Annotated in this window: 12 protein-coding genes and 1 tRNA gene; 6 read left to right on the forward strand and 7 right to left on the reverse strand. The window is 58.5% G+C overall.

The window, feature by feature from the left end:
• Window positions 1-455: 455 nt before the first annotated feature.
• The 3 genes from ACZO0A_RS11730 to ACZO0A_RS11740 all read left to right on the forward strand — a co-directional run bounded on the left by ACZO0A_RS11730 (window position 456) and on the right by ACZO0A_RS11740 (window position 2,670).
• Window positions 456-1,397: a magnesium transporter CorA family protein gene (locus ACZO0A_RS11730; protein ID WP_215691584.1), complete on the forward strand. Its 942-nt coding sequence runs from the start codon at window positions 456-458 to the stop codon at window positions 1,395-1,397.
• A gap of 116 nt (window positions 1,398-1,513) precedes the next feature.
• The gene (locus ACZO0A_RS11735; RefSeq protein WP_486846359.1) at window positions 1,514-2,074 is read left to right on the forward strand and encodes an RNA polymerase sigma factor; all 561 of its coding nucleotides are present in this window, start codon (window positions 1,514-1,516) and stop codon (window positions 2,072-2,074) included.
• Complete coding sequence (locus tag ACZO0A_RS11740) at window positions 2,071-2,670, forward strand: hypothetical protein (RefSeq protein ID WP_294781420.1); 600 nt, start codon at window positions 2,071-2,073, stop codon at window positions 2,668-2,670. The genes ACZO0A_RS11735 and ACZO0A_RS11740 overlap by 4 nt, the downstream gene beginning before the upstream one ends.
• Window positions 2,671-2,880: 210 nt before the next feature.
• Here the strand turns inward: ACZO0A_RS11740 and ACZO0A_RS11745 are convergent, their stop codons facing one another.
• Window positions 2,881-4,119, reverse strand: a complete 1,239-nt coding sequence (locus ACZO0A_RS11745; RefSeq protein ID WP_215691587.1) for a DNA polymerase Y family protein — start codon at window positions 4,117-4,119, stop codon at window positions 2,881-2,883.
• Window positions 4,120-4,281: 162 nt separating this feature from the next.
• On the opposite strand from ACZO0A_RS11745, the gene argF reads away from it, so the two are divergent.
• On the forward strand, window positions 4,282-5,268 hold the full coding sequence (argF, locus tag ACZO0A_RS11750; RefSeq protein WP_215691588.1) for an ornithine carbamoyltransferase: 987 nt from the start codon (window positions 4,282-4,284) through the stop codon (window positions 5,266-5,268).
• Between the two features lie 268 nt (window positions 5,269-5,536).
• On the opposite strand, the gene ACZO0A_RS11755 is transcribed toward argF, so the two are convergent.
• The 6 genes from ACZO0A_RS11755 to ACZO0A_RS11780 all read right to left on the reverse strand — a co-directional run bounded on the left by ACZO0A_RS11755 (window position 5,537) and on the right by ACZO0A_RS11780 (window position 13,555).
• Window positions 5,537-7,258 (reverse strand): peptide ABC transporter substrate-binding protein, encoded by a 1,722-nt coding sequence (locus ACZO0A_RS11755; RefSeq protein ID WP_486846361.1) that lies wholly within the window; start codon window positions 7,256-7,258, stop codon window positions 5,537-5,539.
• A 210-nt stretch (window positions 7,259-7,468) separates the two neighbouring features.
• Entirely contained in the window at window positions 7,469-9,202 is a 1,734-nt protein-coding gene (locus tag ACZO0A_RS11760) for a peptide ABC transporter substrate-binding protein (protein ID WP_291211101.1), read from the reverse strand.
• A gap of 363 nt (window positions 9,203-9,565) precedes the next feature.
• Window positions 9,566-10,555 (reverse strand): ABC transporter ATP-binding protein, encoded by a 990-nt coding sequence (locus tag ACZO0A_RS11765; RefSeq protein ID WP_291231394.1) that lies wholly within the window; start codon window positions 10,553-10,555, stop codon window positions 9,566-9,568.
• Window positions 10,552-11,553 (reverse strand): ABC transporter ATP-binding protein, encoded by a 1,002-nt coding sequence (locus ACZO0A_RS11770; protein ID WP_291211094.1) that lies wholly within the window; start codon window positions 11,551-11,553, stop codon window positions 10,552-10,554. The genes ACZO0A_RS11765 and ACZO0A_RS11770 overlap by 4 nt, the downstream gene beginning before the upstream one ends.
• Before the next feature lie 19 nt (window positions 11,554-11,572).
• Window positions 11,573-12,622, reverse strand: a complete 1,050-nt coding sequence (locus ACZO0A_RS11775; RefSeq protein ID WP_302376262.1) for an ABC transporter permease — start codon at window positions 12,620-12,622, stop codon at window positions 11,573-11,575.
• Between the two features lie 15 nt (window positions 12,623-12,637).
• A complete protein-coding gene (locus ACZO0A_RS11780; RefSeq protein ID WP_215691594.1) occupies window positions 12,638-13,555 on the reverse strand; it encodes an ABC transporter permease in 918 nt (305 codons plus the stop codon).
• Between the two features lie 387 nt (window positions 13,556-13,942).
• Here ACZO0A_RS11780 and ACZO0A_RS11785 point away from each other — a divergent pair.
• Window positions 13,943-14,019: transfer RNA gene (locus ACZO0A_RS11785), tRNA-Arg, on the forward strand.
• Between the two features lie 96 nt (window positions 14,020-14,115).
• The gene (locus ACZO0A_RS11790) at window positions 14,116-14,916 is read left to right on the forward strand and encodes a recombinase family protein (protein ID WP_486846363.1); all 801 of its coding nucleotides are present in this window, start codon (window positions 14,116-14,118) and stop codon (window positions 14,914-14,916) included.
• Window positions 14,917-14,986 lie beyond the last annotated feature (70 nt).

Below are 14,986 nucleotides of genomic sequence, written 5' to 3' on the forward strand. Positions count from 1 at the left end.
AATTACTTGTAAATTTGGAATTGATTATCGTGGGTTTCCAAACCCACGTTCAAGGTTCCACAAGTTTCAGTTTTGTTCAATTTTCAAGGTCCTGCTGTGCTGTCGCGTCTCCGTGACAGCTTGTATATTATATCCTGTCCAGCCAAAAATGTCAATAGGGTTTTTAAAAGTTTTTTGGATTTTTTTCAGGAAGGGCATTTGAGGGGAAATTGAGTGGTATAGGCAAGGCGGAGGGCCGGGCATGCCCGGCCCCTACGGCGCAACAGATGGGGGAAAGTTGGTGATGCGGGCAGGGTGCGCGGGCGGCATATATGCCGCCCCTACGGGTGGGCCGTTGGGTGAGTGGTTGCCGTAAAGGGTTTGGTTGCGGGGTGCATCGGGGGAAAATATCTGCTTGCGCATCGTGCGGAAAAGCTTTATACTGATACTATAATAATGTATGGGTGGAACGAGCCATGATGAAGATTTACCGCACGCAGGACAAGCAGCTGACGCGGGTCGATGATATGAGCGAGGGGGCGTGGATCTGCCTGACCAGCCCCACCGATGAGGAAGTGCGCCGGGTAGCGGCAACACTGGACATCGAACCTACCGATATCGTCGCGGCGACCGACCCCGAGGAATCGGCGCGTATCAGCCTGGAGGACGGCTACACCGTCATCATCGTGGACATCCCCATCAAGGTGGATGGCGCGAGCGAGGGCGTGTACACCACCATCCCCCTGGGCATCCTGCTGACGCAGGAGCTGATCGTCACGGTCTGCTCCGCTGATACCGCCGTGGTCGGCGATTTCGCCGCCTGCCGTGTCAAGGGGTTCTCAACGCGGAAGAAGATGCGGTTCGTCTACCAGCTTTTGTACCGCGCCGCCACTATGTATCAGCAGGAACTGCGGCTCATCGACCGCCGCCGCCAGGCCATTGAGAAGAATCTTGCCGGAGAGCTGAAGGACAGCGACCTGATGGAGCTGCACGCGCTGGAATCCACGCTGGTCTACTTTGCCACCAGTCTGCGCGCCAACGCCACGGTGCTGGACCGCCTGACCCGCTACAAGCGGCTGGAGCAGTACCCCGACGACCGCGAATTGTTGGACGACGTTATCGTCGAAATTCGCCAGGCCATTGAGATGACCAGCATCTACCGCGACGATATCAAGGGCACACGAGAGCTGTTCAGCTCGATTTTGGACAACCGCCTGAACAACGCCATGAAATACCTGACCAGCATCACCCTGTTGATGGCCGTGCCCACCGTTATCAGCGGTTTGTACGGCATGAACGTCCAGTCCGACGGTATGCCGTTTGCCAACACCACCGCCGGGTTTGCCATTGTGCTGGCGCTGACGCTGGCTTTGTGCGTGTTTGCGGCGTGGGTGCTGCACAAAAAGCATATGTTGTAAGGCGGGCACACACACGTGCACCCCCACAAAAATGTAACGCCTGCCGCAAAAAGCAGGCGTTTTGTGTAACATTTGCAGGGCAAATCCCTACCTTATATATAAAGGAGGTCAAAACCATGGAGGACGCTTTGATCGTGGACCTGTACTGGGCCCGGGACGAGCAGGCACTGGCCGAGACGGCGGCCAAGTTCGGCACGTACTGCCGCAAAATTGCCGACAACATTCTGCACAGCGCCCATGACGCCGAAGAATGCGAGAACGACACCTGGCTGGCCGCGTGGAACAGTATGCCCACCAACCGCCCCGCGCGGCTGGCGCCGTACCTGGGGCGCATCACGCGGAATCTGGCGCTGGATCGCTTTGACAAGGCATCGGCCCAGAAGCGTGGCAGCGGACAGACCTGTGCCCCGCTGGACGAGCTGGCCGAGTGCGTCGCCGCGCCGGGCGGCGTGGAGGACAGTTTTGACGCCGCCGAAACCGGACGGATCATCAGCGATTTTCTGCGTACTTTGCCGGAAGAAACACGCAATATATTTTTGCGCCGCTATTGGTATTGCGACGCCACGGCAGATATTGCCGCGCGGTACGGTCTGACTGAGAGCAAGGTGTGGGTGACGCTGCACCGCACGCGCGGCAAGCTGTCCGCATACTTACAGGAAAGGGGTGCCGCGCTGTGACAGAACGTGAATTGTTTGAGGCCATCGGCCATGTGGACGATGACCTGATTTTGGCCGCCGACGCGCCGTTGAAAAAGCGCCGCAAACCGCCAGTATACTGGCGGCAGCTGGTGTCGGTGGCGGCGTGCGCGTGCATCTTCCTGGGCGGCGTGGCCGTGTGGCAGAGTGACGGATTCCGCAAAGCCAACATGACCAGCGAAGCCGCCGCCTTTGCCGACGACGCCCCGGAGGAAGCCGCCGAGATTGCCCCCGCACCGGATGTACCAATGCTGAGCGCCGCTGCGCTGCAGGCAGACAACGGGGACGCGGCCGCCAAGGAGGGGGCAGCAAAGGATTCCGCCGAGTCGTCTATCGCACTGGGCCTGGCACGGTGCGTGCAGATCGACGGCGTGCGTTATTTTGAGTCGCCGAAGGTGATTGATTTCATCGCTAACCGCGACCCGGACGGCGTGATCTCCGACAGCGTCGACAGAGACGCATTCCCTGAGACAGACAGGTGCTCGAATTTTGGCACGGGGTATCCGTACTGGGTGACCGGGGACAACGCCGTGGTCGTGGAGATCGACGGGGAATATTGCGAGTTTGAGGCGAATTGAGGGTTCTACTTGCTTTCCCCTTTGGGGGAAGGTGGCCCCGCAGGGCCGGATGAGGGGCGCGTGTACCGCGGCACCCCGATAGCGGACGGCACGGCAAGGCTGGCACTCATCAGTCAGCGGTCGGGGCCGCTGACGACTTCCCCCTCGGGGGAGAGCCATGCTCACACAAAGTACAAATGACCCATGAGAGGCAGCCACCGTCTCCATGGGTCATTTTTTATCCCGCTCTTTGGCGGCGCTCAGGGCTTCGGGTTTGCGGGTCTCGGGGGTCAGCAGTTTGGCGCGGGTCACGGCGGCACCGCCGAACTTTTTCCGCAGGGCGTCTGCGGCGCGGTCGAGCTTTTCCTGCTTGTCGATGCGGGCGGCATCCGTGAACAGGTCCATCTGCTCAAAGTTGTCCTCGCTGGTTTTTTCGGCGCTGACACCCACTAGCCGCACCGGGCGCGCGGGCCACATCTGGCGCATCAACTCGGTGGCGACGTGATAGAGCCGGTCGGTGGAGTTCGTCGGATTGGGCAGGGTCGTCTGGTGGCTGGTGCGGCGAAAGGCGTTATCCACCAGCTGCACCGTCACCACGCGGGCGGTCTTGCCGTCGGCCCGCAGGCGGCGGCCCACCGAATCACAGAGCGCCAGCATCGTGGCGTCGGCGTCCTCGGGCCGGGGCAAGTCCCGGGGCATCGTTACGCTGTTGCCGTAGCTGTTGTCACGGCTGCCCTGCTTCGTCACCGGGTCAGACTCGCGGCCGTTGGCGTAGTTCCACAGCGTATCGCCCCGGGTGCCGAACAGCCCCACCGCCGTCTCGCGGTCGAGCTTGGCGAAATCGCCGATGGTGTAGACCCCGCAACCGTTCAGCCGCTTGGCCGCACTGGGGCCGACACCGAACAGATCGCCCACCGGCAGCGGCCACATCTTCTTTTCGACCTCGTATCTATATAAGGTATGGACCTTGTCGGGCTTTTCAAAGTCGGAGGCCATTTTGGCAAGCAGGCGGTTGGGCGCGATGCCGACATTGACCGTGAAGCCCAGCTCCCGGCGCACGCGGCGGCGGATGGTGTGGGCGGCGGTCAGCGGCGGGCCGAACAGCGCCTCGGTGCCGGTCATGTCAAGGAAGGCCTCGTCGATGCTGTATTGTTCAACATCCGGGGTGTAGTCGTTCAAAATAGCAATCAGTGCCTTGCTGTTTTTGACGTAGAAGTCAAAGTCCGGCGGCACGATGGTCAGCCCCGGGCACTTGGCGCGGGCGGCGAAAAGACTCTCCCCTGTCTGGATGCCGAATTTTTTTGCCGGGGCGCTTTTGGCCAGCACAACGCCGTGGCGCTTGGCCTCGTCGCCGCCCACAACGGCGGGGATGGTGCGCAGGTCGACGGTTCCGCCGTCCTGCAGCGATTTAAGCGCCGACCATGAGAGGAAGGCCGAGTTGACATCGACGTGGAAGTAGATTTTGGGCATGGGTGGGGCGGCCTCCTTTCCATTTTCTTTGCCTTCGCCCTGAGGGGGAAGCCTTTATAAAGATTATACCACAAACTCGCTCTTGCACATAGCCTGCAAACGTGGTATAATCATATGTATATTTATACAGATAATACGTATATTTACAAAAGGAGCAACCATATGGACCTCGTAGGACATGATTTTTTGACGCTGTTGGACTTTACCCCGGCTGAGATCGGCGGCCTGCTGGACCTGGCGGCCGAGCTGAAAGCCAAGAAAAAGGCGGGCATTCCCCACGATACGCTGCGCGGCAAAAACGTGGCGCTGATTTTTGAAAAGACTTCCACCCGCACCCGCTGCTCGTTCGAGGTCGCGGCCCACGACTTAGGGATGGGCACCACCTACCTGGACCCCACCGGCAGCCAGATCGGCAAAAAGGAGTCCATCGCCGACACGGCGCAGGTGCTCTCCGGTATGTTTGAGGGCATCGAGTACCGCGGCTACGGCCAGGCCATTGTGGAAGAGCTTGCCAAGTACGCCAGCGTGCCGGTGTGGAACGGCCTGACGAACGAGTACCACCCCACCCAAATCCTGGCCGACTTTTTGACGCTGCGTGAGCATTTCGGCAAGCTGCAGGGCCTGAAATTTGCCTACATGGGCGACGCCCGCTACAACATGGGCAACAGCCTGATGATCGGCTGCGCGAAGATGGGCCTGCATTTTGTGGCCTGCGCACCCAAAGCCTACTGGCCGAACCCCGAGCTGGTCGCCAAATGCCGGGAGTTTGCCCGCCTGAGCGGCGGCAGCATCACACTTTCCGAGGATACCGACGCTGTGGCCGGGGCCGATGTGGTCTACACCGATGTGTGGGTCAGCATGGGTGAGCCGGTGGAAGTGTGGGAGGAGCGTATCAATGCCCTGGCCCCCTACCAGGTCAACGCGCAGCTGATGGCGAAGGCCAAGGGCACCGCCGTGTTCATGCACTGTCTGCCCGCCTACCACGACCACAAGACCGCCGTGGGCAAGGAAATGGGCGAGAAATTTGGCCGCGACGCCATGGAAGTGACCGACGAGGTATTCAACGGCCCGCAGTCCATCGTGTTCCAGGAGGCCGAGAACAGAATGCATACCATCAAGGCCGTGATGGCGGCAACGCTGGGAGCGTGAGTCCCAAGCCTTCCCCTGTGGGGGAAGGTGGCCCCGCAGGGCCGGATGAGGGGCAAAGTTTGCCGTGGCAACCCGCTTGCGGGCGACAATGGTAAGGTTTTCCCTCATCAGTCAGCGGGCGGGGCCGCTGACAGCTTCAGTCTCCGCGCTAAGAGCCGCCTACGGCGGTTGCGCTCCGACACGCGCCTGCGGGCGCAGCCCCAAGGGAGAAGCCAGACACAGAAAAAGGCACGTCCAACGCAGGACGTGCCTTTTCATTTATAAAGAATTACTCCTCAACATAACCATACTGCAGGTACCAGTAGCCGTAGGGGCTGTGCCAGGTGCCCTTCAGAGAGGGGCTCTGCAGCCAGAAGTCGTTGTAATACGCAACGGGGATGCAGGCGGCGTCGGCCATCAGCATGTCCTCGGCCTCGTGCAGCTTCTCAAAGTGGGTAGCCTTGTCGGCAACGCGGGACTCCTCGATGACCTTGTCGAAGTCGGGGTTGGCGTACTTGCCGTCGTTGTTGCCGTTGTTGGTGGTGAACAGCTCCAGCATGTTGGAGGGGTCGTTGTAGTCCATGGACCAGCCGTTGCGGCTGATGTCATAGTCACCGGCGCGGCGCATCGGCAGGAAGCTGGCCCACTCGACCTTGTTGATGTTGACGGTGATGCCCAGCTCGCCCCAGGCCTGCTGGACGTACTCAGCAACGGGGATGTGGTAGCCGGCGTCGTTGGCGCTGTACTCAACAACCGGGAAGCCCTCGCCGTCCGGGTAGCCGGCCTCGGCCATCAGCTGCTTGGCCTCCTCGAGGTTGGCCTCGTAGTCGTCGCCGATGTAGGGCTTGCCGCCGTTGGCATTGTCCATGAAGTAGCCCTCGTTGTCCACGATGCCGGGGCCAACCAGCGCAGTGGCGGGGGTGTAGATGCCCTGCATGATGGTGTTGGCAACGTAGTCGCGGTCAATGGCCAGAGACATAGCCTTACGGACATTGGGGTCGGTGAACGGCTCCTTCTGATCGTTCAGGGAGATGTAGTAGGTGCCCATGATCTCATCGAGATAGAAGTCGCCGCCGTCCTCGGCCCTGGTCAGGCTGGGGATCTCATCGGTGGGGACGTCCTTGACGAGCTGTGCCTCACCGCTGTTGTAGGCGGCGTAGGCAGCGCTGGAATCCTCGAGCAGAAGCAGGGTGATGGTGTCGGAAACGATCTTGGAGGAATCCCAGCCGCCGACGTAGTTCGGGTTCTTGGACAGAACAATACGCTCGGAGGGGATCCAATCGGTGATCATGTAGGGGCCGTTGCAGACGTAGGTGTCGGGCTCGGTGCACCAGGCGTCGCCGTTGGCCTCCACAGTGGCCTGCTGCACGGGTGAAGTGGCGACGAAAGCGGCCAGCTTGTCAAAGTAGGAGCAGGGATAGCTCAGGGTGATGGTCAGGTCCTTACCGTCCTCGCTGGCAACGACGTTCAGGGCGTCCCAGTCGGGATCGGTGGTGGTGTTGCCGTCCGCATCGGGGTTGCCGATGGCATCCTGATAGCCGTCGATCATGCCGACAACCGTCTCAGCATAGGGGGCGGCGGTGTCGGGGCAGGCCAGACGCTTGAAGCTGTACTCGAAGTCGGCGGCGGTCAAATCGGAACCGTCGCTCCACTTCAGGCCGTCGCGCAGGTGGAAGGTCCAGACCAAGCCGTCATCGCTGACTTCGTAGCTCTCGGCCTGACCGGGCTGGATTTCGTTGTTCTCGTCGATGATGAGCAGGGGCTCCTCGATGGTGATGAGGGTGTTGCCGCCGTCGACGGCAGCGTTCAGGGCCGGGTCCAGGGTCTCGGGGTTGGGGCCGAGCTGGACGGTGAAGCCGGTGCCCTCGCCGGTGGCGGCGTCAGCAGCCTCGGTGGTGGCAGCATCAGCAGTACCGGTGGTGTCGGTCGTGCTTGCGGAACCGCCGCAGGCAGCCAGAGAAACTGCCATACCGGCAGCCATCGCCGCGGCGATGATTCTCTTGTTCTTCATGTTGCTTGTATCCTCCTGATGGATCTTTCTTACACTCGTTGTCTGTCCGTGACAGGCGAACATTGACTATTATAGTACGCGCAACACAGGATTGCAAGTTCGGCAACGATATGTTACTGTTTTGTAACGGTTTTGCTTTCCCCAAGGGGAAGCCTCACCAACAAAAAAAGGCACGGCCTTTTAACAGGTCGTGCCCTTTATAAAGGTTAGTTACTGCTCAACATAACCGTACTGCAGGTACCAGTAGCCGTAGGGGCTGTGCCAGGTGCCCTTCAGAGAGGGGCTCTGCAGCCAGAAGTCGGTGTAGTAAGCAACGGGGATCGCACCGGCATCCTCCATCAGGATGTCCTCGGCCTCGTGCAGCTTCTGGAAGTGGACGCTCTTATCGGCGACCTTGGAGGCTTCGATGGCGGCATCGAACTCGGGGTTGCTGTACTTACCATCGTTGTTGCCGTTGGTGGTGGTGAACAGCTCGATCATGTTGGAAGGATCGTTGTAGTCCATGACCCAGCCGTTACGGCTGACGTCGTAGTCACCGGCGCGGCGCATCGGCAGGAAGCTGGCCCACTCGACCTTGTTGATGTTGACGGTGATGCCCAGCTCGCCCCAGGCCTGCTGGACGTACTCAGCAACGGGGATGTGGTAGCCGGCGTCGTTGGCGCTGTACTCGATGGTGGGGAAGCCCTCGCCGTTCGGGTAACCAGCATCGGCCATCAGCTGCTTGGCCTCCTCGAGGTTGGCGTCGTAGTCGTCGCTGATGTAGCGCTCGCCGCCGTTGGCGTTGTCGTAGAACATGCCGTTCTCATCGACGATGCCGGGGCCGACGAAGTTGTAAGCGGGCTCGTAGGTGCCCTGCATGATGGTGTTGGCAACGTAGTCACGGTCAATGGCCAGGCTCAGAGCCTTGCGGACCTTGGCATTCGTGAACGGCTCCTTCTGGTCGTTCAGGGAGATGTAGTAGGTGCCCAGGATGGTGTCAACGTAGAAGTCGCCGCCGTCCTCAGCCTTGGTCAGGCTGGGGATCTCATCGGTGGGGACGTCCTTGATGAGCTGTGCCTCACCGCTGTTGTAAGCGGCGTAGGCAGCGCTGGAGTCCTCGAGCAGGAGCAGGGTGATGGTGTCGGAAACGATCTTGGAGGTATCCCAGCCGCCGTTGTAGTTCGGGTTCTTGGACAGAACAATACGCTCGGAGGGGATCCAATCGCTGATCATGTAGGGGCCGTTGCAGACGAAGGTGTCAGGCTGCGTGCACCAGGCATCGCCGTTGGCCTCAACCGTAGCCTGCTGCACGGGGCTCATAGCCGCGAAGGCGCAGAGCTTATCGAAGTAGGAGCAGGGATAGGACAGCTGGACGGTCAGGGTCTTGCCGTCCTCGCTGGCGTGGACGTTCAGGGCATCCCAGTCGGGATCGGTGGTGGTGTTGCCGTCCGCATCGGGGTTGCCGATGGCATCCTTATAGCCGTCAATCATGCCGACAACGGTCTCGCCGTAGGGGGCTGCGGTGTCGGGGCAGGCCAGACGCTTGAAGGAGTACTCAAAGTCCTTCGCCGTCAGGTCGGAGCCGTCGCTCCACTTCAGGCCGTCCTTCATGGTGAAGGTCCAGGTCAGGCCGTCCTCGGAGACCTCGGGCAGCTCTGCCTGGCCGGGAACAACCTCGTTGTTCTCGTCGATGAGCAGCAGCGGCTCAAAGGTGGTGATGATGGTGTTGGCACCGTCGATAGAGCTGTTCAGCGCGGGATCCAGGGTTTCGGGGTTAGGTCCGAGCTGGACAGTGAAACCGGCAGCGTCGCCGGTAGCCTCGGTGGCTTCGCTGGTCGCAGCTTCGGTGGATGCAGCGGTGCTGGTCTCGGTGGAGGCTGCGGTGCTGGCAGAGCCGCCGCAGGCAGCGAGAGAAGCAGCCATGCAGCCGGCCATAGCCACGGCAGCAACGTTCTTCATCTTCATGTGAAATACCCTCCAAATTCATTATACTTTATACCCAATCCCCCTCGGGGGCAGCGCCCCCAACGGAGTGAATATTTATACTTTACCACTCTAAAGCGGCATTTGCAAGTGTTCTGTAATTTTTGTAACTGTTTTGATAGAAAATTCGTTTGTATCTCTACCACGGACAATTCTGTGTGTCGCAGATAGATGTCTCTCTACCGCATACAATTTTGCTTAAAACGCAAGGCGGCCACGGCTGACCGCCTTGCATATGTATAAATTTCAGGCCGAGTGAAGTCAGTCGGCGGACAGAATCGTCCAAAGGCCCTCACGGCCGCCGTCCAGCAGGTTGCAGGGGCGTCGAGGACGCCGTCCCCCTACTTATTTTACCTTATCCAGATGGTGGCAGGCTGCCCAATGGCCGCTGCTGACCTCCTTGAACTCCGGCACCTCGGCAGCGCAGCGCTCATCGGCGTAGGGGCAGCGGGTGCGGAAACGGCAGCCGCTCGGCGGGTTCAGCGGACTGGGCACATCGCCCTGCAGCACAATGCGGTGGCTCTGGCGGGCCATCACGGGGTCAGCCACCGGAATGGCCGAGATCAGGCTGCGGGTGTAGGGGTGGACGCTGTGGGCGATCAGCTCAAAGCTGTCGGCCAGCTCGACCAGCTTGCCCAGATACATAACGCCGATGCGGTTGGAAATGTGCTTGACAACGCTCAGGTCGTGCGCAATAAAGAGGTAGGTCAGCCCCATCTCCTGCTGCAGATCCTCAAACATATTGACGACCTGTGCCTGAATTGAGACATCCAGCGCGGAGACAGGCTCGTCGCAGACAATGAACTCAGGGTCCACAGCCAGCGCACGGGCGATGCCGACACGCTGACGCTGACCGCCGGAGAACTCGTGCGGGTAGCGGTTGGCGTGCTCACTGTTCAGGCCGACACGCTCCAGCAGGGAGATGATCTTGTCGTGACGCTCCTTGGCGTTGGCGCACAGGTGGTGGATGTCGATGCCCTCACCGACGATATCACCGATGGTCATGCGGGGGTCCAGGCTCGCGTAGGGGTCCTGGAACACGATCTGCATACGGCGGCGGTAGGGCAGCATATCCACCGCGATCTTCTTTTTCTTGTCAAACAGCACCTTGCCGTCATAGATGATGGTGCCGTCCGTCGGTTCATACAAACGCAGCAGGGTGCGGCCAGTGGTGGTCTTGCCGCAGCCGGATTCGCCGACCAGACCCAGGGTCTCGCCCTTGCGGATGGCAAAGCTGACGTCATCGACAGCCTGCACATACTGCTTGTTCTTGCCCACGCCGCCGGCCGGGAAGTACTGCTGCAAATGCTTTACTTCAACAAGATTCTCGCTCATTCGGCTTTGCCCCCTTTCTCAAATTCTTCTTTCTGGCGCAGCCAGCAATAGGTGTAATGGGTGTCGCTCAATTCGGTTTTGGGCGGCATCTTATTCAGGCAGACCTTCATGCAGCTCTTGCAGCGCGGCGCGAAGGGGCAGCCCGCAGGCGGATTCAGCAGGTCAACCGGCTGGCCCTCGATGGGCACCAAGCGTTCCTTCTCCTCGGCGTTCAGCTTGGGGATGGAGTTGATCAGGCCCTTGGTGTACTCGTGCTGGGGGTTGTAGAAAATCTCGTCGGTGGTGCCGTACTCGACGATGTGACCGGCGTACATGACGGCGATCTTCTCGCACATCTGGGCGACAACACCCAGGTCATGGGTGATCATGATAATGGACATACCCAGCTTGTGGCGCAGGTCGTTCATCAGCTCAAGGATCTGCGCCTGAATCGTGACGTCCAGCGCGGTGGTCGGCTCGTCAGCGATCAGCAGCTTCGGCTCGCAGGCCAGCGCAATGGCGATCATAACACGCTGGCGCATACCGCCGGACAGCTCGTGGGGGTACTGCTTCAGGCGGCGGTCCGGCTCGTTGATGCCGACCAGCTCCAGCAGCTCCTTAGCGCGGGCCCAGGCTTCCTGCTTGGTCTTTTTGGTGTGCAGCAGGATGACCTCGACGATCTGGTTGCCGATGGTGTACACCGGGTTCAGACTCGTCATAGGGTCCTGGAAGATGATGGAGACCTCGTTGCCGCGGATCTTGCGGAACTCCTTCTCGGTCATTTTGTCGATCTGGTGGCCGTTGAACCACACCGTGCCGCCGACCAGACGGCCGGGGTAAGCGGTCAGGCCCATGATGGAATACGCCGTGACAGACTTGCCGGAGCCGGACTCGCCGACGATGCCCAGCACGTCGCCCTGGTTCATGCTGAAGGACACGCCGTTCAGCGCTTTGACTTCGCCCGCGGGGGTGAAGAAGGACAGGCGTTCGTCCTTGATTTCAAGAATTTTCTCGCTCATGTTTGCTTCTCCTCCCCTCTCAGCTCTTCAGTTTCGGGTCAAATGCGTCGCGCAGGCCATCGCCGAACAGGTTGAAAACCAGGATCATAACGCTGATCATCAGCGCGGGGGCAATCAGCAGCACCGGGTAGGTGTTCATGCCCTTGACGGCGTCGGTTGCCAGAGAGCCCAAGGACGGCATAGGCGCAGCAACGCCCAGGCCGAGGAAGCTCAGGTAGCTCTCGGTGAAGATGGAGGACGGGATCTGCAGGGTGGTGGTGACGATCAGGGTACCCATGCAGTTGGTCAGCAGGTGCTTTTTGATGATGCGGCCGCCGGATGCGCCCAGTGCGCGGGCAGCGGTGACATACTCGCTCTCTTTCAGCGTCAGGACCTGGGAGCGGACGATACGCGCCATGCCGACCCAATACAGCAGCGCGAAGATGATGAAGATGGACACCATGTTGGGGCCGAGGGTCTGCATCCAGCCGAAGCCGGGCTTGGTCGCCAGCGCTTCCAGCGGTTCCTTGATGGCCATAGCCAGCAGGATAATGAGCAGGATGTCGGGGATGGTGTAGAGAATATCGGTAATGCGCATCATGATGTTATCGACCCAGCCGCCCGCAAATGCGGAGATAGCGCCGTAGGTCGCACCGATGAGCAGGACCAGCACAGAGGCCAGCAGGCCGACGGACAGGGAGACGCGGGTGCCCATCATGACACGCACGGCAAAGTCACGGCCCATACGGTCGGTGCCCAAAATGTGGGGGAATACGTTCTCGCCCTGGTCGATGAGCTTCTGCTCTGCGGCAGAATACTCAAACGGAGCCAGGTTGTTGCTGCCCTTGATCTGCTGCTCGTAGCTGTACGGCCAGAGGCTGGGCAGAATGTAGGCCATGAAGGCAATCAGCAGGATGACCACCAGGCTGACCATGGCGATCTTGTTTTTCTTCAGGCGGCGCATGCCGTCCTTCCAGAAGTTGACGCTCTCACGCATGACAACAAGGCTCTTCTTCTCGTCGTTGGATGCGGGGGCGAAATCTTCCACGTTGAGTTGCAGGCTCAACGGATTCTTTTTCAGATTTTCCATTTTGTCTGCTCCTCCTTACTTCAGCTTGATGCGCGGGTCGATGATCTTGTACAGGATGTCAACGATGACGTTGGCAACAATGACGAGGGTCGCCAGCAGAATCGTGGTGCCCATGATCATCATGTAGTCACGGTTGGTGATGGCAGACACGAAGTCACGGCCCAGGCCGGGGATGGAGAAGATCTTCTCGACGACGAAGGAACCGGTCATCAGACCTGCCAGCATGGGGCCGACATAGGTGACAACAGGCAGGATGGCGTTGCGCAGGGCGTGTTTGAACAGGATCTTCACGCTGGAAACGCCCTTGGCGCGGGCGGTGCGCATGTAATCCTGACCCATGACGTCCAGCAGACTGGAACGCATCAGGCGGGTGATGTAGGCGGTGGGGTAAATAGCCAGCGCTGTCACGGGCATGATGTAGGCCGCCGGCTCATTCAAACCGACGGTGGGCAAAATTTTCAGATTCATGCCGAAGGTGTAAAGCAGCACGACGCTGGAAATAAAGCTCGGGATAGCGATGCCGCAGGTGGCGAAGACAATAATAAGGTTGTCAGCCCATTTCCCTCGGTTATACGCAGACAGACAGCCCAGCGGAATGCCGACGCACAGGGCGACCAGAACGGCCAGACCGGCGGTGCGGGCAGACACAGGCAGCTTGGAGAAGATGATCTGGTTGACGGTACGGCCGCGCTGTTTCAGGCTCAGGCCCATATCGCCGTGGACAAGGCTGTTCATGTAGTTGAGGTACTGCACACCCAGGGGCTTGTCCAGGCCGTATTTTTCGGCCAGAGCCTGCTGGGCTGCTTTACTGATGGACTTTTCCGCCACGAACGGGCCGCCGGGGACCAGGTTCATGATGAAAAAGGTAAGGGTCGCGACGATGAACACGCTGAAAATGCCCATTGCCACGCGCTTGACGATGTACTTCGCCATGGTTTAGTGCCACTCCGTTTCTTAATGGAATACAAATTGGGGTCGATTCTGGTTTATCTGTTTAATGTTCTGTACTGTGCACGCGCATTTGTGCGTACACTGTGGACACGAAAGAGAATAAAAAAGCCGATGGCGGCTGCGATTGCAAACACCATCGTTCGTAATCCAAAATCTATGAATATTATAAAATGTTGCAAAGTATTTGTCAATTCTCTGTCGCGCTCCTGGCAACGACAAACAGCCGAAAAGCCGCGCGTTTAGCTGCGAATTTTCGGTAAAGATGCCCATTTGCAGATTTTTTTGAGTTTTTTTGAAAAACTGCTTGACTTTCCCCACCGCCGGCGCTATAATAAAACACGTTCTCCGGCGAGAACGCCAAGAGAATATGCGCCGGTAGCTCAGCTGGATAGAGTGTCTGACTACGAATCAGAAGGTCGGGGGTTCGAGTCCCTTCCGGCGCACCAAGTTAAAAGCTACATTCAAAGAAATTTGGATGTAGCTTTAACTTTTTGTTTTATATAGTAAGCGCCTCATGTTATAGTAGACATGGGGCGCTTTTTATGTCTATACAGATTTATACAATATATCCTGCTATTATTAAAAAGGAAACACCTCTTGAATTGCAGAAGCTACGCATCGCGGCATACTGCCGCGTGAGCAAAGCTACGCCTGAACTTTTGCACAGCCTTGAAATTCAAGCACTCCATTTCAATACAATTATCACTGAAAACCCAAATTGGACGCTTTATAAAATTTACAGCGATATTGCGTCAGGCACACGAAAGTCTGGCCGCAGCGGGTACTGCGAAATGTTACGCGATGCGAAGCGACATCGTTTTGATTATATATTCGTCAAGTCATTGAGCCGCTTCGGGCGGGATACGCTTGAAGCTCTATCAACCATAAGGAGGCTGAAAGCTATGAATATTGGACTTATCTCTGAAGTTGAACGAATCAACACCTTAAAGATAGATGATGCCACGCTCTCTATTTTATTTGCCGTTGCACAGGAAGAAAGCGCCACAAAGAGCGAGAATATCAAATTTGGTATTCATCAACGTATGCGCGAAGGAAAAGCACTTTTGAATCACACCCGCTTTTTAGGTTATACCAAGGATGCCGAAGGGCAACTTGTAATTGTGCCCGAAGAAGCCGAGATCGTCCGTAAGATATTTTCGCTGTATTTAGAAGGCAACGGTGTCCGCAAAATTAAGCGGTACTTGGAGGAACACGGTATAAGAACGGTTACAGGAAAATCCGAATGGAGTACATCAACGATTGACCGTATGCTAAGCAATGAGAAATATATGGGCACTCTGTTACTGCAAAAGACCTGCGCAACTGGAAGAACATGTACCTGACGTTCAATTTCGGGTATGCGATCTTCGCGCCCAAGGGGACGTTCTATTAGCGGGCTGTGACGGGGGGCGA

The organism is Gemmiger sp. (assembly GCF_057431175.1).